At 45.8% G+C, this 22,656-nt stretch carries 18 protein-coding genes; 11 read left to right on the top strand and 7 right to left on the bottom strand.

Annotation, left to right across the window (positions count from 1 at the left end; all coding sequences use genetic code 11):
- Window positions 1-183 precede the first annotated feature (183 nt).
- Window positions 184-567 carry a VOC family protein gene (locus tag MKY23_RS20680; protein ID WP_090915109.1) on the top strand — a complete coding sequence of 128 codons (384 nt, stop codon included), beginning with the start codon at window positions 184-186 and terminating at the stop codon, window positions 565-567.
- 189 nt (window positions 568-756) lie between these two features.
- Here MKY23_RS20680 and MKY23_RS20675 read toward each other — a convergent pair whose 3' ends face one another.
- Complete coding sequence (locus MKY23_RS20675; RefSeq protein ID WP_154983272.1) at window positions 757-3,408, bottom strand: cation-translocating P-type ATPase; 2,652 nt, start codon at window positions 3,406-3,408, stop codon at window positions 757-759.
- 225 nt (window positions 3,409-3,633) lie between these two features.
- Entirely contained in the window at window positions 3,634-4,005 is a 372-nt protein-coding gene (locus MKY23_RS20670; protein ID WP_154983271.1) for a hypothetical protein, read from the bottom strand.
- Window positions 4,006-4,236: 231 nt separating this feature from the next.
- On the opposite strand from MKY23_RS20670, the gene hcp reads away from it, so the two are divergent.
- The 8 genes from hcp to MKY23_RS20630 all read left to right on the top strand — a co-directional run bounded on the left by hcp (window position 4,237) and on the right by MKY23_RS20630 (window position 14,209).
- Entirely contained in the window at window positions 4,237-5,529 is a 1,293-nt protein-coding gene (gene hcp / locus MKY23_RS20665; protein WP_154983270.1) for a hydroxylamine reductase, read from the top strand.
- 246 nt (window positions 5,530-5,775) lie between these two features.
- Window positions 5,776-7,380, top strand: coding sequence for a helix-turn-helix domain-containing protein (locus tag MKY23_RS20660; protein ID WP_339831866.1), 1,605 nt, complete (start codon window positions 5,776-5,778; stop codon window positions 7,378-7,380).
- Between the two features lie 111 nt (window positions 7,381-7,491).
- A complete protein-coding gene (locus MKY23_RS20655) occupies window positions 7,492-8,505 on the top strand; it encodes an ABC transporter substrate-binding protein (RefSeq protein WP_221790236.1) in 1,014 nt (337 codons plus the stop codon).
- The gene (locus MKY23_RS20650; protein ID WP_339831862.1) at window positions 8,505-9,536 is read left to right on the top strand and encodes an NAD(P)/FAD-dependent oxidoreductase; all 1,032 of its coding nucleotides are present in this window, start codon (window positions 8,505-8,507) and stop codon (window positions 9,534-9,536) included. The genes MKY23_RS20655 and MKY23_RS20650 overlap by 1 nt, the downstream gene beginning before the upstream one ends.
- Before the next feature lie 254 nt (window positions 9,537-9,790).
- A complete protein-coding gene (locus tag MKY23_RS20645) occupies window positions 9,791-10,240 on the top strand; it encodes a V4R domain-containing protein (RefSeq protein WP_090915093.1) in 450 nt (149 codons plus the stop codon).
- A gap of 135 nt (window positions 10,241-10,375) precedes the next feature.
- On the top strand, window positions 10,376-10,918 hold the full coding sequence (locus MKY23_RS20640; protein WP_154983267.1) for a CueP family metal-binding protein: 543 nt from the start codon (window positions 10,376-10,378) through the stop codon (window positions 10,916-10,918).
- A 238-nt stretch (window positions 10,919-11,156) separates the two neighbouring features.
- Window positions 11,157-12,158 carry an iron-siderophore ABC transporter substrate-binding protein gene (locus MKY23_RS20635; protein ID WP_154887873.1) on the top strand — a complete coding sequence of 334 codons (1,002 nt, stop codon included), beginning with the start codon at window positions 11,157-11,159 and terminating at the stop codon, window positions 12,156-12,158.
- Window positions 12,155-14,209 carry an iron ABC transporter permease gene (locus MKY23_RS20630; protein ID WP_154957858.1) on the top strand — a complete coding sequence of 685 codons (2,055 nt, stop codon included), beginning with the start codon at window positions 12,155-12,157 and terminating at the stop codon, window positions 14,207-14,209. The genes MKY23_RS20635 and MKY23_RS20630 overlap by 4 nt, the downstream gene beginning before the upstream one ends.
- A gap of 109 nt (window positions 14,210-14,318) precedes the next feature.
- Here the strand turns inward: MKY23_RS20630 and MKY23_RS20625 are convergent, their stop codons facing one another.
- A complete protein-coding gene (locus tag MKY23_RS20625; RefSeq protein WP_154957857.1) occupies window positions 14,319-15,503 on the bottom strand; it encodes an aminotransferase class I/II-fold pyridoxal phosphate-dependent enzyme in 1,185 nt (394 codons plus the stop codon).
- A gap of 93 nt (window positions 15,504-15,596) precedes the next feature.
- Entirely contained in the window at window positions 15,597-17,669 is a 2,073-nt protein-coding gene (locus MKY23_RS20620) for a methyl-accepting chemotaxis protein (RefSeq protein ID WP_221788155.1), read from the bottom strand.
- A 217-nt stretch (window positions 17,670-17,886) separates the two neighbouring features.
- On the opposite strand from MKY23_RS20620, the gene MKY23_RS20615 reads away from it, so the two are divergent.
- Complete coding sequence (locus MKY23_RS20615) at window positions 17,887-18,915, top strand: hypothetical protein (protein WP_339831854.1); 1,029 nt, start codon at window positions 17,887-17,889, stop codon at window positions 18,913-18,915.
- A 38-nt stretch (window positions 18,916-18,953) separates the two neighbouring features.
- Here MKY23_RS20615 and MKY23_RS20610 read toward each other — a convergent pair whose 3' ends face one another.
- Together MKY23_RS20610 and MKY23_RS20605 are read right to left on the bottom strand one after the other, a co-directional pair.
- The gene (locus MKY23_RS20610) at window positions 18,954-19,673 is read right to left on the bottom strand and encodes an SDR family oxidoreductase (protein ID WP_090915079.1); all 720 of its coding nucleotides are present in this window, start codon (window positions 19,671-19,673) and stop codon (window positions 18,954-18,956) included.
- Between the two features lie 184 nt (window positions 19,674-19,857).
- Window positions 19,858-20,226: a helix-turn-helix domain-containing protein gene (locus MKY23_RS20605; protein WP_154887885.1), complete on the bottom strand. Its 369-nt coding sequence runs from the start codon at window positions 20,224-20,226 to the stop codon at window positions 19,858-19,860.
- Between the two features lie 199 nt (window positions 20,227-20,425).
- Between MKY23_RS20605 and MKY23_RS20600 the strand changes: the two genes are divergently transcribed.
- Window positions 20,426-20,956 carry an NAD(P)H-dependent oxidoreductase gene (locus MKY23_RS20600; RefSeq protein ID WP_154983264.1) on the top strand — a complete coding sequence of 177 codons (531 nt, stop codon included), beginning with the start codon at window positions 20,426-20,428 and terminating at the stop codon, window positions 20,954-20,956.
- 128 nt (window positions 20,957-21,084) lie between these two features.
- Here MKY23_RS20600 and MKY23_RS20595 read toward each other — a convergent pair whose 3' ends face one another.
- Window positions 21,085-22,650 (bottom strand): glycoside hydrolase 43 family protein, encoded by a 1,566-nt coding sequence (locus MKY23_RS20595; protein WP_154983263.1) that lies wholly within the window; start codon window positions 22,648-22,650, stop codon window positions 21,085-21,087.
- Window positions 22,651-22,656 lie beyond the last annotated feature (6 nt).

Here is a 22,656-nt window from a genome sequence, read left to right as displayed (position 1 = left end):
TTGTATGAAGTTATTGTATGATATGAACAGACTTTGACATTAGTATTACATACGATGGAGACAAAACAATATTCTATTTTACACCTCCAATGTTAATATGGCAATAGTGTCATAGTTATTCGAGTGACTACATAACAGGCGTAATCAGGTTTAAGAACAATTAGGATGAAGGAGATTAGTATTATGAAGCCAGAATTATTAGAGTCTCACAGTGTGTTCCCAACCCTTGATATGAGGAGAACGGCTGCATTTTATGAAGAAAAATTAAAATTTCGTGTCGTTGAATACTTGGATGTTGCAGAGCCGCATGTCTGTCTGTACCGTGATTCTACCGAGATTATTTTAACCCAAAGTAATGGACAAAAGGTGATTCCGAATAGAGAACTGTATGGCTACGGATACGATGCCTATTTCATTACGAAACAGCAGGAAGAGCTCGAACAAGAGTTGATCGATGCGGGTGTAACGATTGTTCGTTCCTGCCATCATTCTGATTATAATAACAAAGAATTTGTGATCGAGGATATCGATGGACGATGGATTGCCTTTGGCATCAAGCAGGGTTAGTAGAAGGTACAGGAATAGTAGCAAGTAGCAAGTAGCAAGAAACAAGATCCAAGAAGCACCAAACAATCTATCTATGGTATGAAAAAATAACCCGGATAAACAAACAGGCGCCCTTCCAAAAAGGGGCGCTGTTTGTTTATCCAATCTATAAAAGCTTACAACGATGTACATCGGTACATCGTGTATCAACTAAGCCGCCGCGGTTTGTTTGCCGCGATTGCGAATCCATTTGATGATATCCATCAGGATAACCGCGCCGAGCGCAAGCCCACCTGCGATCAGGAGCTCATCCCAGCCGAAGGTGTCAGGAATGGCAAAGATGCTGCGAACACCCGGAATCAGTGTAATGCCATAGAGGCAGAGACAGACCACAATCGAACCAAGCACGAGCTTGTTGGTCAGGAAGCCAACCTGGAAGATGGTCTGGGTGTTGGAACGTGCCGCGAAGGTTTGCAGACTGCGCGCCAGAATCAGTGTAGTAAACGCCATCGCAACACTCATCTCTTCCGAGATACCGAGACCGATATATTGCGACACAATTACGGCAACGCCGATGAGCAACCCGCGGGTGATAACAGCCTGCAACGTTCCGCCTGCAAAAATGCCCTCGTTAATGTCACGCGGCTTGCGTCGCATCACATCCGGTTCGGCTTTCTCCGTGCCGAGTGCAATAGCTGGCAAGGAGTCGTTAACCAGGTTAATAAACAGCAGCTGTAGCGCTGTGAATGGATTGACCCAGCCGACAACCAGTGCGAAGAGGATGGCGATAATGGCGCCAAGATTACCGGCGAACAGATAGGCGATAGCCTTTTTAATATTATCAAACACCATCCGTCCAACGCTGACCGCATTCACAATGGATACAAAATTATCGTCAGTCAGGATCATCGCCGCCGCATCTTTGGCGACATCCGTTCCACTTCCCATGGCTACGCCGATATCGGCCTGTTTCAGTGCAGGAGCATCGTTGACGCCATCTCCGGTCATGGCTGCAACTTTACCTTTGCGCTGCCATGCACGCACGATCCGAATTTTATTTTCGGGGGATACCCGTGCATAGACGGAGATATGCTCCAGCTGCCCATCCAGCTCTTCATCCGTCATCTTATCCAGCTCGGCACCGGTGATCGCGAGATCATCTTTGTTTGCCAGTCCGATATCAATACCAATAGCCTGAGCTGTAGTTTTGTGGTCACCCGTGATCATAATGGTGCGAATGCCTGCTTTTTTCGACTCCTCAATCGAGCCATAAACCGCTTCACGCGGTGGATCAATCATGGCTGTCAGGCCGACTAATGTCAGATCGGATTCGTCTTCGGGAGTGACCTCTTTTTTGTCATCGAAACGTTTGTAAGCGTAGGCTAGCACCCGGAAAGCGCGTTTGGAGAAGGCCTCATTTTTTTCTTCGAATTGAGTACGAATCTCAGGAGTCAACGGTTGTACTTCACCATGGATAAATACATGACTGCAGCGACTGAACAACACATCCGGGCCACCTTTGGTCAGCAAAGCAGTCTGTCCCTCAAAGGTATGCACCGTGCTCATGAGCTTGCGATCCGAGTCAAAAGGAAGTTCGGCTTCCCGTGGAAACTGATCCCGGATTTCGTTGTAATCCTTGTTCACGCTGTTGCTAAACGCAATGAGTGCAACTTCGGTGGGATCACCAAGCTCCTTGCCCTCCTGGTTGATGTTCGAATCATTGCAAAGTACGGCAATATGTAACAACCGACGTTCTTCTTCCGACCATTCGGCAGGATCATCGGGAAACTCGTCTTTTGTACCATGAGGAATGTAATAATCCACAACGGTCATTTTATTCTGAGTGAGTGTACCGGTTTTATCCGTGCAAATAATGCTGGCCGATCCCAACGCTTCCACCGCGGGCAATCTGCGAATAATCGCATGTTGCTTGGCCATCTTGCTGGTACCAAGAGAGAGTACAATGGTGACGATGGACGAGAGAGCTTCAGGTATGGCGGCCACAGCGACGGCTACAGCAAACATCAGCGCATTGATCAGCGATGGTCCTATATTTTCGGTGCCTTCCGTCAGCCACACCCGTCCTGCTTCAATGGCAAAAATAAGAATCGACAGCCCAAGAATGAAAAAGCCCAGTTTTTTGCTGAATGATTCCAGTTTGCGTTGCAGTGGTGTTTCCTTCGCCTCCGCATTTTCAATCAATTCAGCGATTTTACCGATTTCGGTTTTTAGTGCCGTACCTGTAATGACAATCGTGCCGCGACCATATACAACTAGCGATCCACTGAATGCCATATTGCGCCGATCCCCAATTCCAGCCTCTTCCGGAATCACATCCGCATGTTTTTCTGCAGCTTCGGATTCACCAGTCAGCATGCCTTCGTTGATTTTGAGACTGCCGGATTCCAGAATACGCCCGTCTGCCGGTACGTAATCCCCTGCATCAAGCAATATGATGTCGCCGGGAACGAGCTCCCGCGCAGGAAGCGTCTGCTTCTGACCATCTCGAATGACCTTGGCCTCGGGGGCTGACATCTGGCGAAGGGCATCTAGTGAGCTTTCCGCTTTCTTGGTCTGCACCACGCTAATGATAGCGTTAAGCAGAATGACGAGAAAGATGATCAAGGATTCGATCAGATGCCCAAGCACAACTTGTACAGCAGCTGCGATGAGTAGCACGATGACCATCGGATCTTTAAAATTTTCAAGGAACAGTTTCCAGATCGGTGTTGCATCTTTTCCTTTTAACTCGTTATATCCTGCGGATTCTAATCTCTTCGTTGCTTCGGATGTGGAAAGACCTCTCTCGGAACTCTGTAACTCCTGCAATACTTCGTCTGCACTGCGCCTGTAATGTTGCAATCGACCAGCTCCTCGGCATGTGATTTATATGTGTATTACCCGATCGGACAAAAACTAGAATCGCCTATTGATGTTATTTTTTCAACATTGGATATGTAGTTGGAGGATAGGCTTGAACAGCGTTAGCTGTCAATGTCATTATTCATAATTCCAGTGATACTTATGCGTAGAGACAGCATCACTGGGATGAAAGTTTTAATTTTACAGCAGGAGCATTCGTTGCTTTTAAATCAAACGGTAGCCCGGAGGCAGTTGGCCTGTACGCTGAATTCTTCGAACTTGGGCTGCCGTTAACCGCTGGTTAGATGCGATCAAGGATTCAACATCCCCTCTTCTTAGGAAATCATCCAGTTCACGGATACTGCGATTTCCCCGGAGAATTACAAAATTATCACGGAAACGTGACCGATCAAACAAAACAAGCGTCGCATTGGGATTGGTAGAGAAGAATCTCAAACTTTCAATGCCTGTCAGCACGGCATCCAGATCTGCAATACCCAAGTTACCGCGATAAACTCTTCGTAAACCTCTGAAATTCTCCTGACTGTACACAGTAAGCCTTGGATACCTCTGCAAGATTGGTAATGGTCGAAGCATAGCACATCTCCCCTTTGCATATAGAGCAATTCTGACCGCGAGGCCAGGTTGTTCTCGATTTAAAGTATGTCGCGATACTGGTAATTGGTTGGATGATCGTCTTAGATAAGTTCAAAAAGGGAGAATATGGGTGTTAGTTTGAAAAACTGTGTGTAATATCACAATTGTCTGCCTCCAGCTCTGTTACGCTATTTCATAACAAGGAGTTAAATTGGTTTGGAGGGAATTAATATGTTTTGTTATCAATGTGAACAGACACCGAGTGGTGGATGTAAAGTAATTGGGGTATGTGGTAAAAATGAAACGATTGCCAGCTTGCAGGATACGATGATCTTTGCACTGAAAGGGATTGCGGCTTACGCAACACACGCACGGCAGCTTGGTTATACCGATCCTGAGGTGGATCGGATCACACACGAAGCTTTATATATGACACTTACGAACTCAAACTTTAATCAGCAGGAACATTTAGAGATGGCGATGAAAGTCGGTAATGCTGCTATTCGAATCATGGATGTATTGGATCGTGCGCATACCGATCGATTTGGTATTCCACAGCCAATCACGGTGAGTCAAAATCAGATTGAAGGTCATTGTATCGTCGTGACGGGTCACAATCTGTACGCCCTCGAAGAATTACTGCGTCAGACAGAAGGCAAAGGCATCAACATCTACACGCATTCCGAAATGCTGCCTGCGCATGGTTATCCGGCATTAAAGAAATATGCTCATCTTAAAGGGAATATCGGTAAAGCCTGGTACGATCAACGCAGACTGTTTGAGGAATTCCCGGGTGCGATTCTGGCAACAACCAACTGCGTTATGCCGATCAAAGGCACATATGCCGATCGATTCTTCTCTTATGAAGTAGCTGGTCTCGAAGGAGTAACGAAAATTGAAGGCGAGAATTTCTCACCTCTTATTGAGCGAGCGTTGGCACTGCCAGTAGCGAACATCCAATCCGAGCAAGTATTAACGACAGGTTATCATCATGAGACCGTGATTGGACTTGCACCCGAGATTATCCAGGCCGTCAAAGACGGACATATCCGTCGTTTCTTTGTCATTGCAGGCTGTGACGCACCGGGTAAGGGCGGTAACTATTACCGTGAACTCGCTACGTCGCTACCGAATGATACGGTCATTCTCACTACCTCTTGCGGCAAGTTCCGTTTCAATGATGTGGACTACGGTACGGTGGGAGACACGGGCATTCCGCGCTATATCGACTTGGGTCAATGCAACAACTCCGGTTCAACTGTGAAAATCGCAATGGCTTTGGCCGATGCTTTTGGCTGCACGGTGAACGAGCTTCCTGTAAGCATTGTGCTGTCATGGTTTGAGCAAAAAGCGGTAGCCATTCTGCTTGGCCTGTTCAGCCTTGGCATTCAGGATATCCGGATCGGGCCTAAACCGCCTGAATTTATTTCAGAAGGTGTACTGGATGTGCTCGTAGACATGTTTGGTCTGAAACTGATCACAACAGCAGAAGAAGATATGAACGCAATGCTGGCTTTGTCTTAATTAAACCTAGCTATATGAGTTAGATTGGATAAAAGAGTCGTGCTTCCTGCACGGCTTTTTTTGACGTTGTGAACCAATTCCGGCATAGGATTGCACAGCGATTGCGATTCAGGTAGGATGAGTTCAAACGTTGGATGTGTGTATGGGAGCATGACGAATAGAATAGTTGGATCAGGAATGGGCCTGCATGCGTGTAGGCTTTTTTCAGGAGTATGATCGTGAAAGGATAAGGATATGCCTCAGAATATGGAATGGATTGCTCAGTGGAGGTCAACCAAGGCATTAAACAATACATGGATATCCACCGGGGAGCGGCATTACTTTGCCAGTCACAGCCTGATATTTATTCTGGATGGCAAAGCGACATGGAGTATTAATGGCCAACGTGTTCACGCCTCCTTTGGAGAATTAATTGCGCTTGAAGAGAAATCGGTTCTGGAGGTCATTGACGGAGGCGATATGGATCTGGCAGGATGGCATGTTCAGTTTGATACTTACGCTGTATTTGAGGAAGGAAGAGAAGTAGAGAAGTACGATTGGCATGTACCTTCGGGGGAAGCCTATAAGAAAGTGCAACTTCCAGGGGGAAGTCTGGCTAGCATTATTCAGCATATGAGTGAAGAAAACACGGGTGAGGGGAGGGCGCTATGGGTTGGAAATCAGCACTTGTTATATGAGCTGTTGAATAATCTCTATCAGCAAAAGCGGGATAACGAACTGAGACCGGAAGATGGTATACTCCGTTCCGTCGATTATATGCGGGAGCATTATGATCAGGTGATTACGAGGGGACAGTTGGCGCAGATCGCAGGCATTACGCCGTGGCACTATTCCCGAAAATTCAATGAACAATATGGTAAGCCGCCTTTAGATTATCTGGCTCATTATCGCATCTATCGTGCTCAGGAAGAACTATTATTAACTTCAGCCACCTCACAGGATATTGCTAAAAAGTCCGGGTTTGAGGATGCTCATTATTTCAGTCGTCGCTTCAAACAACTGACAGGGGAATCACCGAAACAATATAGACAACATTTGAAGCATCGTAGAATAGTAGTGCTTTCCCCAATCTGTGCAGAGATGATGATTCATCTGGGTGTTATTCCATATGCCGTTATGGTCACTGAGATCCTGTTGTCTCCACATCAACGTGAGCAATTTATTGTGCATGGGGTGAGACTGCTTGAGGTTACGCAATATGATATGGATCTGGAACTTGTAAGGCAAGTCCAACCAGAGATTATTGTGGGCAATAGTATGACAGAAGAGATGAAAAGAAAACTGCGCACAATTGCACCACTTTTGACAGGACTTCATCAGAACATAGAGCCTTTGCTCTATCAATTGGCAGCTTGGTTCCATAAGGATGAAACAGCCCAAGGAATCCAGTTACAATTGAAACAACAACTTAGCGTAGCGCAACAGAAGTTGCAACCCATCATTCAATCCGCCTCGACAGTTATGCTGCTAAGGGTAGAAGCTTTTGGTTACCGTTATTTGGGTGGGCACTCATACGGAATATCACAGTTGATATATAATCAGCTTGGATTAGCAATTCCGCAAGCACTGGAACAAGGTACAGCCTGGTTCAATCCTTGCTCACTTGACTTGTTGGTACAGGCCAATCCGGATTATCTGTTTGTTGAGAAACGAATGATGCAACATTTCAGTGCGGACGAGAATATGAGAAAACTGCTGGAGAGTTCTCAATGGAATGAACTAAAAGCGGTAAAAAACAAGCGGGTATTCTACATAGATACTCATCTATGGGTCGACGGTCATGGCATCACGGGACAAAATTTGATTCTAAATCAGATGATCAGCAATCTGGTAGATACCGTATCAGAATGAGCACAATAATCCATCTGAATACGCACGATAAGCTATGGATGCAACACTTCTTATTTGATAATATTTGATAATAATTATCATTATCAATACATATAAGGGGCGAAGCATATCATGTTACGAAGTTTTAGAGGATTTGGTATCATGCTGGTGGTGATCTGCATTTTGCTGGCGGCATGTTCCAGCGGAACCAAAGAGGAGACAACAGCAGGTATATCAGGAACTCAGAGTGAGGAAGCAACAAGTACAACAAAAGTTGAACCGAATAACAGTGAAACCAAAGTGGTGAAGGATCAGTTTGGAGAGGTGACCATCCCTGCCCATCCTCAAAATCTGGTTGTGTTTGATTCGATCTATGCCGAGTATTTAATTGAGATGGGAGTTACACCACAGATCGTATTGTACACGCCAGAAGTAGAAGCGGAATATCGACCCGCCTATTTTAAAGAACACGGTGTTCAGACGATAGAAGTAGAACAATATCAATACAATTATGAGCAGTTGCTTGCATTATCTCCGGATATGATTCTTACAGCCGGCGAGGGTATGGAACAGGGCGTATACGACGAATTATCCAAAATCGCTCCGACTGTGGCACTGGATGCCAATAGTGAAATGGAGCGGGCGATGCCAAAATTAGCGGCCATCTTCGACAAGACTGAGGAATCTGCTAAGGTACTGGCCGAATTTGAAGAGAAGGCTGCACAGGCCAAAGATAAGATTGCAACTGCTCTGGGGGACAAGACGGTATTAGTCCTGCGTGTGGAACACAATCGTTACCGTTTCATGGGTCCCAAAGGGGGAAGCAGCAGTGTCTTTTTCTATGAAACCCTCGGTTTAAACAGTCCGGAGGCCATTAAAGACTCTACAGATTGGTTCAGTCAGTTCTCTTTGGAATTTTTGCCTGAGTTGAATCCGGATTATATCTTCCTGGAAGACAGAACCCTCGTAGGTTATGACACGAAGAAATCCATGGAAGATCTGAAAGCAAGCCAGGTGTGGGCGAATCTGAAGGCAGTAAAGAATGATCATGTTTTCCCACTGAAAACCAGTGAATTTGTATCCGGTGTGGGTCCGATAGGTTCAGTTAAATTAATGGACTATGTTGTTGGAAAGTTGGTGCCTTAATGAATACTGAGAAGCAACTGGACATTTATGATATCACAATCGTAGGCGGTGGGCCTGCTGGAATGTACTCTGCATTCTACAGCGGAATGAGAGCTATGCGTACTAAAATCATTGAAGCCAAACAGGAACTCGGCGGATTTATGCGTACCTATCCAGAAAAGTTGATCTGGGACGTGGGGGGAATCGAGCCTGTACGTTGTGAGAAGTTGATTGAATCATTGGAGGTACAAGCGAGAACATTCGATCCCACTATTGTATTCGGTCAACAGATTGATCAGATGCATCGGCGTGAAGATGGAGTATTTGTGCTGACAACCAAGACGGGAGAGCAGCATTACACACGCACCATCCTTTTATGTGCAGGACGGGGAATGACACAGGTCCAAAAGCTGGACATTGAGGGTGTGAGCCGATATGAACTGACCAATCTGCATTACACGGTTACAGACGTTTCCCGTTTTGTTGGCAAACGGGTTCTGATCTCGGGAGGTGGTGATTCTGCTATTGATTGGGCTAATGAAATAGCCAAAATTGCAAATGAAGTAATTGTGGTACACCGGCGGCATGAGTTCACTGCACATGAAACGCCAGTCGCCCAGATGAAAGCTCATGCTCAGGTCTTAACTCCTTATGGGATCTCTCACTTGTATGGTGCGGGTGACCGAATAAACCGTGTTGAACTTAAACATATGGAGACCGGGGAATTCAAACAGCTCGACATGGATGAAGTTATCGTGAGTCATGGGTATGATCGCGACTTCGGCAATCTTGTACAGTGGGGACTCGAACGTGAAGATTATGGGGTGAGTGTTGATGCGCGCATGCGTACGAGCATTCCAGGTGTCTTTGGAGCCGGTGACTTTATCACTTATGGAAGCAAAGTGCGGCTGATCGCAGGGGCCTTTAATGATGCAGTGCTTGCAGTTAACAGTGCCAAGATGTATCTGGAACCTGCGGCATCCGATATGGCGGGTGTGTCTTCTCATAATGTCCGGTTCTTTGAGAAAAACAAAGCTATTACCAACAGATAGACAGGCCAATGTATCTGTCAGGAATAGGAGAGAGTGCGAGATTCATAGGAAGAAAGTCAATATCCTTGCCAGCCACCCGAGAAGTTCTTGGTGTGGCTGGCAAGTTTTTTTTGTTGTGTTTCAAGTTATATTGGCCAGTTAAATGCGGGATTGCAAGATTAGGCGAATCGCCTGTTTTATTGATTGGAATCAAGGAAAGGGAAATATTTTTCTGTCATTATGGAATTATAAATCATCCATGGGAGGTCGCAACGATGTTGGAATATACATTTGAGGATATGAGAAAGATGAATCGTGATAAGTTGGGAAATATGGTGCCGCTGGAACTGTTTCGCACGATTCGGTTAATTGGATTAAATCAGGGTTTGCCGATGGGCGGCAAAGGCACCACACTTACCATTGGACGTAAAATTGGAGAGAATCTGCCTGTACATACGGTCGAGGAATTATTGCAAATGTTTGAAGAACTGCGGATTGGTATTCCCCGGGTAATAGAAAGAAATGAGCATAAGATCATTGTTGCCGTGGATGACTGTTTCTGTAAAGGACTGCCTACACTTGAAGATGAGAAAATGGTATGTGATCTGGAGGGGGCAATTCTCGAAGGGGCACTTACCAAGATGATGAAACGAAGAGTGACAGTAAAAGAAACCAAGTGTAACGTAAGCGGTCATGAACATTGCGAATACGAGATCAAGCTGTAATTACATGATATAATTATTTCAAGATGGCTCAATCAAAGAACCAAAAATGTGAATATATGGTGAAATGATCTGTTGAATTCGTCCGGGATATCTCCTTTTCTTATATAATTAAAGCAATAAGAAAGGAGTTGCCAAATGAAAAAATCGTTATGGATTATTGCCAGTGTGGCACTTGTAATCGTACTCGGAACATACTTGATCGCCAATACGGCAGGCCAAAAGAAGACCGAACAGGCGGATGCACCGGATATCCGAAAGCTGGTTGAAGATATCAGTACAGGCCGAGAAACACCGCAGTCTGCTTCAATCAGTGCGACAACGTTAACCGTGACAGATTCAGGAAACCAGGAAACGTCCTACGATTTGCCCGAAGATGAGTTTTTCCTCTCCATTGCTCCTTATGTAGAGCAGACGCATCCTTGTGAGATTCATAGTTTAACGGGTTGCCAAGGAGAGATGGCAAATGAACCATTCCGTGTGACGATACATGATTCCGAAGGCAACACCTTGATGAAAGATGAAGTGTTGAAGTCTGGTGCCAATGGATTTATGGATTTGTGGGTACCACGTGATAGAACGTATTCAATCCGTATTGTTCACGGCGGAAAGGTGGCTGAAACACAATTATCTACATACAAAACGGATCAGACCTGCATTACGACAATGCAGTTAATCTAAGCTGAGGTTCAACCCGAACAAGTATCAAGCCAAGAATAGGCAGATCAACATAAGAACTAATGTTATAAAGATACGATAAAGACAAGGAAAGGCTGGCCTACAGGGCATGTCTTTCCTTTTTCTGATGTCATTAAAGAATGTGAAAATTATGAGGCAACGTTGACAAAAAAGAATAGCATGGGTGATAATGATAATTGTTATCATATAAATACATACAAACATAGAGGAGATTAGAGATATGAGAAAAGGGTTACATGCACTATTCATCATGATGGCATTTGTTTTAGTTCTGGCGGGATGTGGTAAAAATGCCACAACAACAGAACCAACTAAAAATACGGTTTCGGGCGGTGCTCCTGCTGAAGAGTCTGCTGGACCGGTTACTGTCCAAGATAATCGTGGGGAATTTACATTGGACAAGCCGGCTAAACGTGTCGTGACATTGGAATGGACATATACGGAGGATGTTGTTGCTCTAGGAGTTCAGCCTGTAGGTAATGCAGATAATGCCAACTATAAAGTGTACGTAACGGACCAAGCTGCTCTGGATGACAGTGTTACGGATATTGGAACACGTAGCGAGCCGAATATGGAGGCTATTGCAGCACTCAAGCCGGATCTCATCATCGCCAACGCAGACAACAATTCGAATGTGTATGAACAGTTGAAAGCTATTGCTCCAACACTGGAGTTTGATCCATATAACGGTGATGGTTATAACTATGACAAGATGACGACCATTTTTAATACGATTGCAACTGCTTTGGGCAAAGAAGATAAAGCAAAAGAAGTGCTCAGCAACTTGGATCAGCATTATGTGGAAGCGAAAGAAAAGCTGGCAGCTGCCGGGAAAGAAAACTTCCACTTTGCACTAACACAGGCATTCACGTATCAAAATGCAGCTTCCCTGCGCATGTTCAGTGACAACTCGGTTGTAGTGGGTACGTTGAACAAAATTGGCATGGTGAATGACTGGCAGCCGGATAAACTTGAAAACTACGGTTTCTCTACAGTCGGGATTGAATCTTTATCGACAGTGCAAGATAGCAATTTTATCTATATTACACAGCCAGACGATGATGTATTTGGTACAGCGATGAAAGATAATTCCGTTTGGAAAGGTCTGAACTTTGTGAAGGAAAAGCGCATCTATCAACTGGGAAGTACGACATGGACATTTGGCGGCCCGATTTCTTCCAAGGTATTGGTAGACGGCGTGGTTGAGGCGATTACCAAATGAGTCTGACTCAACAAGGAACGAAGCCAGCCACGAACTGGCGAATGATAAGCATCTATGGGGGCGGTCTAACCGCCCTTATCGTGCTTTTTTTTGTAAGTCTGTGTTATGGTGAGGCAGCAATTTCGTTGCATGACGTTTGGGGCGCGCTTACAAACAGACAAGACACACTCGAACATAACATGGTATGGGATCTGCGTATGCCGCGCACCGTAATTGGTATTCTTGCAGGAGGTGCACTGGCAGTTGCCGGTGCATTGCTACAGACGATCACTCGTAACCCGCTTGCGGCTTCGGATACACTCGGGATTAATGCCGGAGCGTATTTTGTTGTAGTGCTTGGGGTTATTCTATTTCCAAATATACTCAGCCAGTCCCCGTTTCTTTTTGCCGCCATGGGAGGTCTGCTTGCAGCTTTCGCAGCTTATTTTATGGGCGGTGGACGTACGTCAACGCCGGTACGACTAGCGTTATCGGGTATGATCGTGTCCATGGTGCTAGGTTCATTTACAAGTGCCTTGCATATTTTTTTCTCAATGGAAACTCAGGGCTTATTCCTATGGGGTTCAGGGACCCTAGTCCAGAATGATTGGACAGGTGTGAACTATGTCTGGCCTTGGGTTACGGGAGTAACGCTGCTTGCGCTTATTCTGTCCAAACAGTGGGATATGTTGGAGTTGGATGAATCAACCGCCTCTTCTTTGGGTCAGAGAGTTGGACTTGCTCGTACAGGTGGGCTGATCATTGCCGTTATTCTGGCTGCCGTGATCGTCAGTGTCATTGGACCGATTGGCTTCGTAGGTCTGGTTGCTCCACATCTGGTTCGTTTGAGTGGTGTTCGCTCCAATAAGTTCTTGATTCCAGGTGTATTCATCTGGGGGGCAGCGTTGCTGGTGGGGGCAGATGTCCTTGCCAAGATGATACATAACTCCAGTATGGAATTGCCAACCGGTGCTGTGATGGCGATTATTGGTGCACCATGGCTGATCTGGCTCGTGCTAACTCGCATGAAAGCAGGAAATGGTGCTGGCATGACGACATCGATGAGTACGGGTGGGCGAGTACGGCGTTTTGCCTTCACGCCTATCGCTATTCTGTTTTCTGCCATTACGATTATATTGCTGCTGCTCAGTACGATGTTCGGTGGAATGCGTATTCCACTAGCCGACCTGCTACCGAGTTTATTTCAGTCGGATGGGTTATTCTCTGGAATTGTACAGCTTCGAATCCCTCGTACCTTGGTGGCTGCAGGAGCAGGGGCGGCTCTCGCCATCAGCGGGGTGTTGATCCAGATGGCTGTACGTAATCCACTTGCTGATGCATCGATTGTAGGTGTATCTTCCGGCGCGGGACTTGGTGCCATGATGGTGTTCATTCTATGGCCTGGACTGCCAATGTATGTGTTGCCTCTTGCAGCCATTGCAGGTGCCGCTATTGCGGCTGCGGTTGTATTCTCGCTTTCTTGGAAAAAAGGATTGAATCCTTCCGCCGTTGTATTGCTGGGCATTGCCATGTCGGCTATTGCTGGCGCAGGTATACAGATTCTAATTGTACGCGGTGCCGTGTACGGTAGCAGTGGTTATATCTGGCTGACAGGCAGCACGTATGCCCGTACATGGGACCAGGTCAAAGTGATCGGTATATTCCTGCTCATTTTGGTGCCAGTGGCCTGGTGGCTTGCTCGCAAGTTTGAACTGCTGGTCTTTGACGACAATAGTGCTTCCGGGCTTGGGATGAATGTACGTCGTACTCGCTTACTGGCAATGACTGTAGGAGTACTGCTCGCGGCTGGTGCGGTCGCTTGTGTTGGAACAGTTGGATTTATCGGCCTGATTGCACCACATATGGTTCGGCTGCTGACAGGACATAAACTGAGACAGTCGATGTTTCTGTCCGCGCTGGCTGGAGCCGTGATGCTGGTGCTCGCAGATACGATTGGCAGAACGGTAATGGCTCCAACGGAAATACCGTCAGGCATTCTCATTGCGATCATCGGTACACCTTACTTCCTGTATTTGATGTACCGATCGAACTGGCGCAAAGCAGTGAAGTAAAGGTTGAAGTAAAAAAGCACCAAACCCGAATCAGAAGGGTTTGGTGCTTTTACTTTTGTTTCAAAACAAATCTGTATTACATGCCACACTACATCCTAAAAACTACAATCTACCTGCTTAACTCTTCAGGAATCAACATACCGCTCGCTTCTACGTAGTGAAGAGCTTGTTGCAGTTGATCCATATCCTGAACGAGAGCAAGTCTGACGTATCCTTCACCTGAAGGACCAAAGGCACTGCCTGGTGTAACAATGACACCTGCCCGTGTGACGAGATCGGTGGCAAATTGCTCTGAGGTGTCATAATGTGCCGGGATTCGTGTCCAGATGAACATTGTAGCTTCGGGTTTGCTGATCGGCCATCCTAATTTGGCAAAACCTTCGCAGAGCATGTCCCGTCGTTCTTCATAGATGGATCTTACTCGCGCTACATCACTTTGGTCACCTGAAATGGCCGCTATTGCTGCCTTCTGAATCGGGATAAACATGCCGTAATCCATATTGGATTTCAGCTTTTTAAGCATGGAAACAACTGCCGAATTCCCCATACAAAAACCGATTCGTGCTCCAGCTAGCCCATACGTTTTGGACAGGGAGTTGAATTCAATGCCTACATCCATGGCACCGGGAAAGGCCAGAAAACTACCGCATGTTTGTTGGTCAAACACAAGCTCGCTATACGCGTTATCATGCAATACGATAATATCGTATTTCTTGGCAAAAGCGATCAAATCCTCATAAAAAGAATCTGGAGCCATCGCTGTTGTTGGATTGTTCGGATACGATACAAGCATGAACTTAGCCCGTTCGGCTATTGCCTCAGGGATGTCTTGCAATTGGATAACATAGTTGTGTTCCTCTTTTTGCGGCATATAATATAACTCAGCCCCAGCCAGAAGGGGGCCATCTGCAAACACCGGATAACAAGGATCAGGTACAAGAACCAGATCACCTTCATCGACAATCGAGAGAGAGATGTGCGCAAGTCCTTCCTGCGAGCCGAGTAGCGAGCAGATTTCTGTCTCCGGGTTCAACTCGACTTGATATCGCTGCCTGTACCAGTCACTTGCCGCCTGAAGAAGTTCCTTCTGGTCGTTTACAGCATAGATGTAATTGGCCGGATCAGCGGCGGCTTCACCGAGTGCTTTCATAATGTGCGGAGCCGGCGGGATATTGGGTGTTCCGACGCTAAGATCGATGACAGGTTGCCCGTTGTCCAGCCGGCGGCGCTTTATGTCCAGCAATTTGGTGAAGATGCCTTCACTAAAGTGATCCATTCGTTTTGCAAATCTCATGATAAGTCCATCAGCCTCCAGTGCTCTTCGTACGCATGTATTTAATAATAAATGGATCGCGTACAAAAGAGAAGAGCAGGAGGGGAGTACAGCTTATTCCACTTTAAAATGACTCAATTCTTCCTGCAGTTTAGCAGATAGTTGATTCAACTGATTGGACAGATCCGCCACTTGTTGAATACTTTCCAGTTGTTCCTGTGTGCTCGCGCTGACTTCTTCCGTGGAGGCAGAGTTCTCTTCAGTAGTGGAAGAGATGATCTCCAGCGCCTGAAAAATCTCATCTTTGTGCTGATGCACACTAGAGGTGCTGTTCGTGATCTGTGCCATACGCAGCTTCAGTTCTTCCAAATCTTTATTGATGTTGTAGAACACCTGCTTGGTGTCTTCTACAGACTTGGTATTCTCTTCGGCAATTTTCATTCCTCGCATCGTGTGTTCTACAGACAAGGATGTTTTCTCTTCAATGACACTTACTTTTTTGTTAATCTCCTCTGTAGCTTGAGCCGTTTGTTCTGCCAGTTTGCGAACTTCTTCTGCAACGACAGCGAATCCTCGGCCATGTTCCCCGGCGCGTGCAGCTTCAATAGAAGCATTAAGCGCAAGCAAATTGGTCTGAGAAGCAATTTGTTTTACCGTATCTACAAAACTGGAAATCTCATTCCGGCTCTGATCGATCTCTTGAATAATGGAAGAGATGGATTGAGTGGAACTGTGGTTCTCCGCAGACCATTTGGACAGTTGCTCCACAACCGCAAGTCCTTGGCCGCTTTGATCAACAGAGGTTTGCACCATAGACCCCATCGCTTGTGCATCAGCGGCAATTTCATCAATTTGGCTTGATAATGAGCCTGTTTTACGTAAAATGTTCTCCGTTTCAATCGACTGATAATTGGTTGCATTCGCGATCTCATTGATCGCCGTAGATGTATCGTTCATGGTTACAGCAGTTCTGGAGGATATCGACTGCAAGTCATTGGATGAATGATTCAGCACTTGAGCAGAATTACCAACAATCTTCAACATGTCTTGAATCTTCTTCACCATGGAGTTCAGGCCAGTCGCAATTTGCCCAATCTCATTATTGGATTTGATATCCAGTTCAACGGTTAAATCACCTTGCTCAATCTGTTTGATCTTACTAAGTAGCTGCGGGATGGTGCGCAATAGACGACGAAGCGTAATGTAACTGATAATGACCAAAAGAATTGCAGCTGCAGCAAAACCGCCAAGGGTAATCCAGGTGAATGTTCTGAGTTCTGCTAAAACTTCTTTCTCCGTAATCGTCAGACCTACGGACCATCCCGTGTCTTTACTGGTTGCATACCCGACGTAACGACGTTCCCCATTGTCGTTGATCAGCTGTATACCGGATTCACCAGCGATCATTTTTTTACCGACTTCTCCCATATCACCTGTAGTGTTCTTGATATTTTCCTTCAGAACTTTACTCTCGTCCGGATGATACAGAATATCCCCATTCTTGGATAACAATATGGAATACCCGGTGCTACCCAGAGAGTAACTCTCCATAATACTCGGGATGTTACTAAACAGAATATCTGCTGCGGCAAAACCGATCATGTTGTTGTTATCATCCTTGATTGGATAAAAAATACCCATGAGTACTTTGCCTGCCGAAATGTCAATGTACGGATCAGAAAAATAAAGTCCATCGGTGTCTTTCACCGGTTGGTAGTAAGGGCGTGCCTGGATATCGAAATCCGGTGCTGAAACGACCCCGTCATTTTGTATCCAGAAGCCTTTACCATCCATACCGCCAATCCAAGCATCGTTGAAGGAGGGCTCTGCCTCTACAATCTTGGCCAGTGTATCCCTTGTTTCTGCAGCATAAGTAGAAGTGGCTGCTTCTGCGGCTGATTTCGTTGTTTCTATGTATTGCCTGAATAATTTATTAGTGGACATTTGTTTAACGAGTGAGCCTTTTTCCTTGAATAGGGCATCGAACTCACTGACAATCGCTTGTGTTTTGGTCTGGAGCATGGATTCCTGCTGTTGAACCAGAATGTTCCGTGTACTTGTGAACATGAATGTTCCGAGTACAGCGAATACGACAACAATAATGATGAGTAGCACAAGAGCCAGTGTGTTCGCCATACTGGATGTACGAGCTCCTGTTTTCCCCCGCCTTTTTAAAGTCTTTAACATATTCCATCTCCCCAGATTCTTAATAAGAAGTTCCCAACTCCTGAGTTATATGTCGGCATATAATATAGATTTATGTATATTTTTGTCGAATGAAAAAAAATTTAATGAAAAGCCAGAACATCGTTGGGTGGTTCGTTTAGGGAAGGTTGTTTATAATGGAATGAAATGGAATGGAGTTAGGATAGGATGTAAACCAGATGGAATGGGAGGATGGCAAATGACCTCGATTTGGCATGCTTCGATACAGGGAATGCCATGGAATGAAGAAAAAATGAACCAGGCGGTGCAGCATTTGCGCCGTAGGGCAACGGTTCATTATCGTGTTGGCGTGGATACGTATGAGGATTTGACCGAATTGGATATGAACGTTTTTGCAGCCAGGCATGATCTGATTCTTCATATTTCGAATGCGGATCCTAAAGCGGAGTATCCATCGAGCTTTCTTGGGCGATTAGCGCAGTTGAAACATGTATCCGCTTTACAGCTGGACTGTGCACAGGTGCAGGATCTGACAATTCTCGGAGCGTTGAAGCAACTGGTATTTCTGAGAGTGAATTCACCCGCCAAAGCGATCGATCTGAGTTTTATCGAGCACTATCAACAGTTAACGTATCTTGAACTGCACGGTAAATGTAAAGGCATGACCGTGATAAGAAAATGTCAAAGTCTAGAGACCGTCATCCTGAACTGCCCGGTGGACTGTCTCGAGATTTTAACAGAATTGCGGAAACTACAGTATGTGTCCCTTGATCATTGTGAGTTAAAGAGTGAGCTTGATGTACTGGCACAGTCCACCATTCGGATGCTCAAGCTTAGCTCGGTGCGGAAATTGATGAGTATCCAGGGACTAGAGCAGATGCACGGACTTGAGTATTTGCATGTATCCTTGCCGAAGCTGGAACAATGTTGTGATTTCTCGCAGATGCCCCGGCTCAGACAGCTTGAACTGGTTTACATGAAATCGCTTCAAGATATCGAGTGTTTATGGACAGCCCGTGCACTGGAAGTTTTGGAGCTGAAAGAGATCAATATAGCCATCAAAGCCGCTTCATTTATTAGACTGGCAGAGCTTGAGCGGCTTCGGCAGGTGGATTTCCGCTTTATTGACTTTAATAAAGGGCGCATTGCAGCCATACGGGAACAGCTGATCCAACAGGGGAAGTCACATATTATCTATGAACATATTCCTGAACAACAAAGAGTACAATCGATGGCGATCGAACATTTATCTCAATATTTAATGTGAAGAAACGCGAATATAATACAATAGATCAATCCTGTTTACTACGTATTGATATCCGTAAGGGCAGGAACGTTAATCTCTTTCACACAGGCTGCATTGGACAGGCTGACGATACACCGGACGATCGAAACCATGTCTTGAAGCGGAATGCGCGTTCCGCCATACTCGGATAGTGCGCGTTCCATTCCTTCTTCATAGGGGATCTCTGCTGCCAGTTCTCCCGGATTAATGCAGGTTACGGCGATGTGATCCCGCCGGGTATGTTCTCTCAATGCTTCTGTAATTCCACGGATCGCAAATTTGGAGGCAACAAAAGAAACCTGAGTATTCCCCGCATTGCTTAGGCCTGCTGTAGAGCCGATGAGAATGATCTTGCCTGCGGCAGACTTGCGAAGCTGAGGCAGTAGAGCTTGGATGCATACAATGGTGGACGTTATATTCACATGGATCAGCTCTTGGATATCAGAAGGCTCATCCTGATCAAAGGTGTAGTGTTCCTCAAATCCTTCCTTTTCCCAAATACCTACGTTATAAATAAGCACATCCAACGTTTCGTTGCGTAGCTGCTCTGCAATCTGTTTGGCAGCCTGAAGCTCCGAGAGATCGGCCTGAATCCATACGCGCTGTACACCGTCCTCCAGTTGCAGACTTTCTGGTTTGCTGCGGGATACAACCCACACTTTATCTCCTGCCTGCGGCACCCCGCGGACAAATGCGTCTCCCAATCCTTTACTGGCACCAAATACAATATATTTTTTCATACGTAAAAACCTCCTGATGGCACAGATGGGATTCATTACTCCAGCGTCCTGTTTGCTATGGCAAAGGCGTTACTTCAAATGAGTGGGGTATAAGAGGAATCCAACCTACATCAAAATTAATAATGATAATGATATTTTACTATATAAGAGGGATATGGGAGATGAAGGTTACATGAGAGATGCTTCATTCGTAGAGCTCCGTTTGTTCATCAGATAACAAAACAATGTCTTCTCCTCGTTGCTGCCTGAGCGCAATATTATCTCTTCCCCAGGTACACATCACATCCACAATTGTATTTGCTGTCACACCATATTCCGTAAGACTGTACTCCACCTTGGGCGGCATTTGCTGATAAACATGTCTTGTGACAAGACCATCGCGTTCTAGTTCGCGTAATTGTTGAATCAGTACTTTTTGAGAAATGCCGGGCATGCTGCGCTCTAATTCTCCTGTTCTTTTGACACCGGACATTAATAAACAGATGATGATGGATTTCCATTTGCCGCCAATGATTTCGAGTGTGGCTTCAATGCCCAAACGATATTCCTTCATTCATATCACCTCGTTGTATTTATACGTATTTACAGGGATAACTATTTATTTTCTCACAGTTACAAAACAGAAGTCCATACACACCTTGAGGTAAGTATCTTACTTCATTGTGTGTATTTTCTTTTGGGGTGACGGGGTGGATAATGATCCGTATATCAAGGAAAGAAATCAAATTGTTTTGGAGAGAGGAAGGCATGCAATGAAAACACTGGTTATTCTGGCACATCCGAATATGACAACTTCAAGAGTGAATCGCCGCTGGAAAATGGAGCTGGAGCAGCACCCAGATGAGGTGAATATCCACGAATTATATCAAGCTTATCCTGACTGGAACATCGACATTGCTCACGAACAGGAGCTACTGGAGGCACATGATCATATTATCTTGCAGTTTCCGTTCTATTGGTACAGTTACCCGCCGTTACTCAAAAAATGGCTGGATGAAGTATTCACGCATGGATGGGCTTATGGATCAAAGGGCAATCGATTGCATGGAAAGCAGATGGGACTGGCAATGACAATCGGGGATCAGCGGGAGAATTACGGAAAAGGACAGCCGGTAGGTTTTAGTGTAGAAGAACTGATTGCACCGTTCAAGGCAAGCATGAATCATGTGGGCGTTACTGCACTGCCGCATTACGCTGTCTTTGGTGCCTCATTCCAGGCAAGTGATGAAGAGATTAACCACAGTGCTGAAGCGTATATCCAATATATTAAAGCGTTCAAGTGAGATGTTTCCGTAAAAATAATGAAAATGACCTGGCTCCGCATATAGCGGAATTCCAGGTCACAGTTGTACTTCAAGTGGACTTCAATTCGCAGTACTGATCCTAAAGATCAGCAGTACGTTCATCACGCTTACTCCACACGGAAGAAGTCAAAATCAGCGTAGCCTCCGGTAGATTTGGTTGCATAGTTAAACAATGCAAAGCGATAACCCATAAAGTGTGGCAACGTATAGGACATCTGTAGCGTATTGCCAATGGTTGTCCAGTTCGTTCCATTCAGACTATAAGCAAAATAGGCTTTATCTGTCTGATTGGTGAAGTCACAGATGACCCGCAGATAAATTTTATTCTGGTTCAGGGGCACACTTGCCACCTCTGTCATCGTGCCGGAACTGGCATTTGTCATTACGATTGACTTGGTATTGCCTGTCATCTTAACGCCTACAAAGCCATATTTGGCCTGAAAAGCGGCTAGGCCGGCATAATCGCCATCCTTCATACCTGCCGTTTCCAAGGCGGTAATGCCTGTACTTTTTGGCCCAAACGTGCGTTGTGTCAACGTATTGCGAGCCTCCAATATATTTTTGCTGAGCTTGCCTGTGGTCAGCCGCATGAAGCCTGGACGCTGGCTCAAGGACCATTTTGACGGGTCAGGATTATGATTCCATTGCCAGAATTTCGAGAGAGTAGATGTACCCGAAGGCGCATTAAACTCATCTGAACCGAAGATTTTAGCGGCTGGTTGTCCTTCCACAGGCATGTTCATTGTCAATGGAACTTTGCCATTCACCCCGAATACGGGCCAGTTATCCGACCAGGTTACCGGTACCAGATATGGAATGCGTCCAACGGCTCCTCGGTCGCGAAACAGGAAACCATACCATGCACCAGAAGCGGTATCCACGATACCTCCTTGCGCGATGCCCGAATCTCTGAGCACCACTTTGCCAGTATACGGCCCTGTCAATGAGTTCGCACGATAGGCGAGCTGGATTCGTCCATCACCGGATGGCCAAGCAATCAGGAAGACGTAATACATGCCATTAATCTTCTGAATGTGTGCGCCTTCTGCTTTTACAATCATATTGGAGCCAGCGATATGACTAGCATTCGGGATCAGCACCTGATTCAGACCGCCGGATTTCACAGCTTTGGCATCAGGTGTTAACTCAACGATGCTGATGTTATCACTGCCGTGGACAAGAAACGTACGGTTTCCGTCAAAGAGCAGGGAGGGATCATGGTAATAACTGTTCAACGTGTAAGGCGTCCATGGTCCAGTTTCGATATTACTAGTCTGATAGATGTACGTTCTTCCTGTGGAAAGGGAACCGAATGCGACGTAGTAGGTGCCATTGTTGTAGCGAAGGCTACTGGCCCAAGATCCGCGCCCGTATTCGTTCTGACCGTTATTCAGGTTCTGTACATCACCGTTGCCAAGTGTGTCATATACATAGTTCACAATGCTCCAGTTGACCAGATCGGTTGACTTCATGACAGGAACGCCCGGGTTCATATGCATGGTGGTACTGGTCATATAAAAGGTATTGCCCACGCGGATGACATCGCTGTCCGGCACATCTGCATAAATGACCGGATTGTTAAACGTTGCCGCAGAGGCAGACTGCGGGGTCAATGGCAATGATGTTAACAGCAGAGGAAGTGTGAGCAGGAGCAACCCGATTTTTTTCCACATAACTAA

It is taken from the genome of Paenibacillus sp. FSL R7-0272, from assembly GCF_037969905.1.
GTDB classification, from domain to species: Bacteria; Bacillota; Bacilli; order Paenibacillales; family Paenibacillaceae; genus Paenibacillus; species Paenibacillus polysaccharolyticus.
Note: the sequence above shows the minus strand (reverse complement) of the source record. Positions and strands in the feature narration are given on the sequence as shown.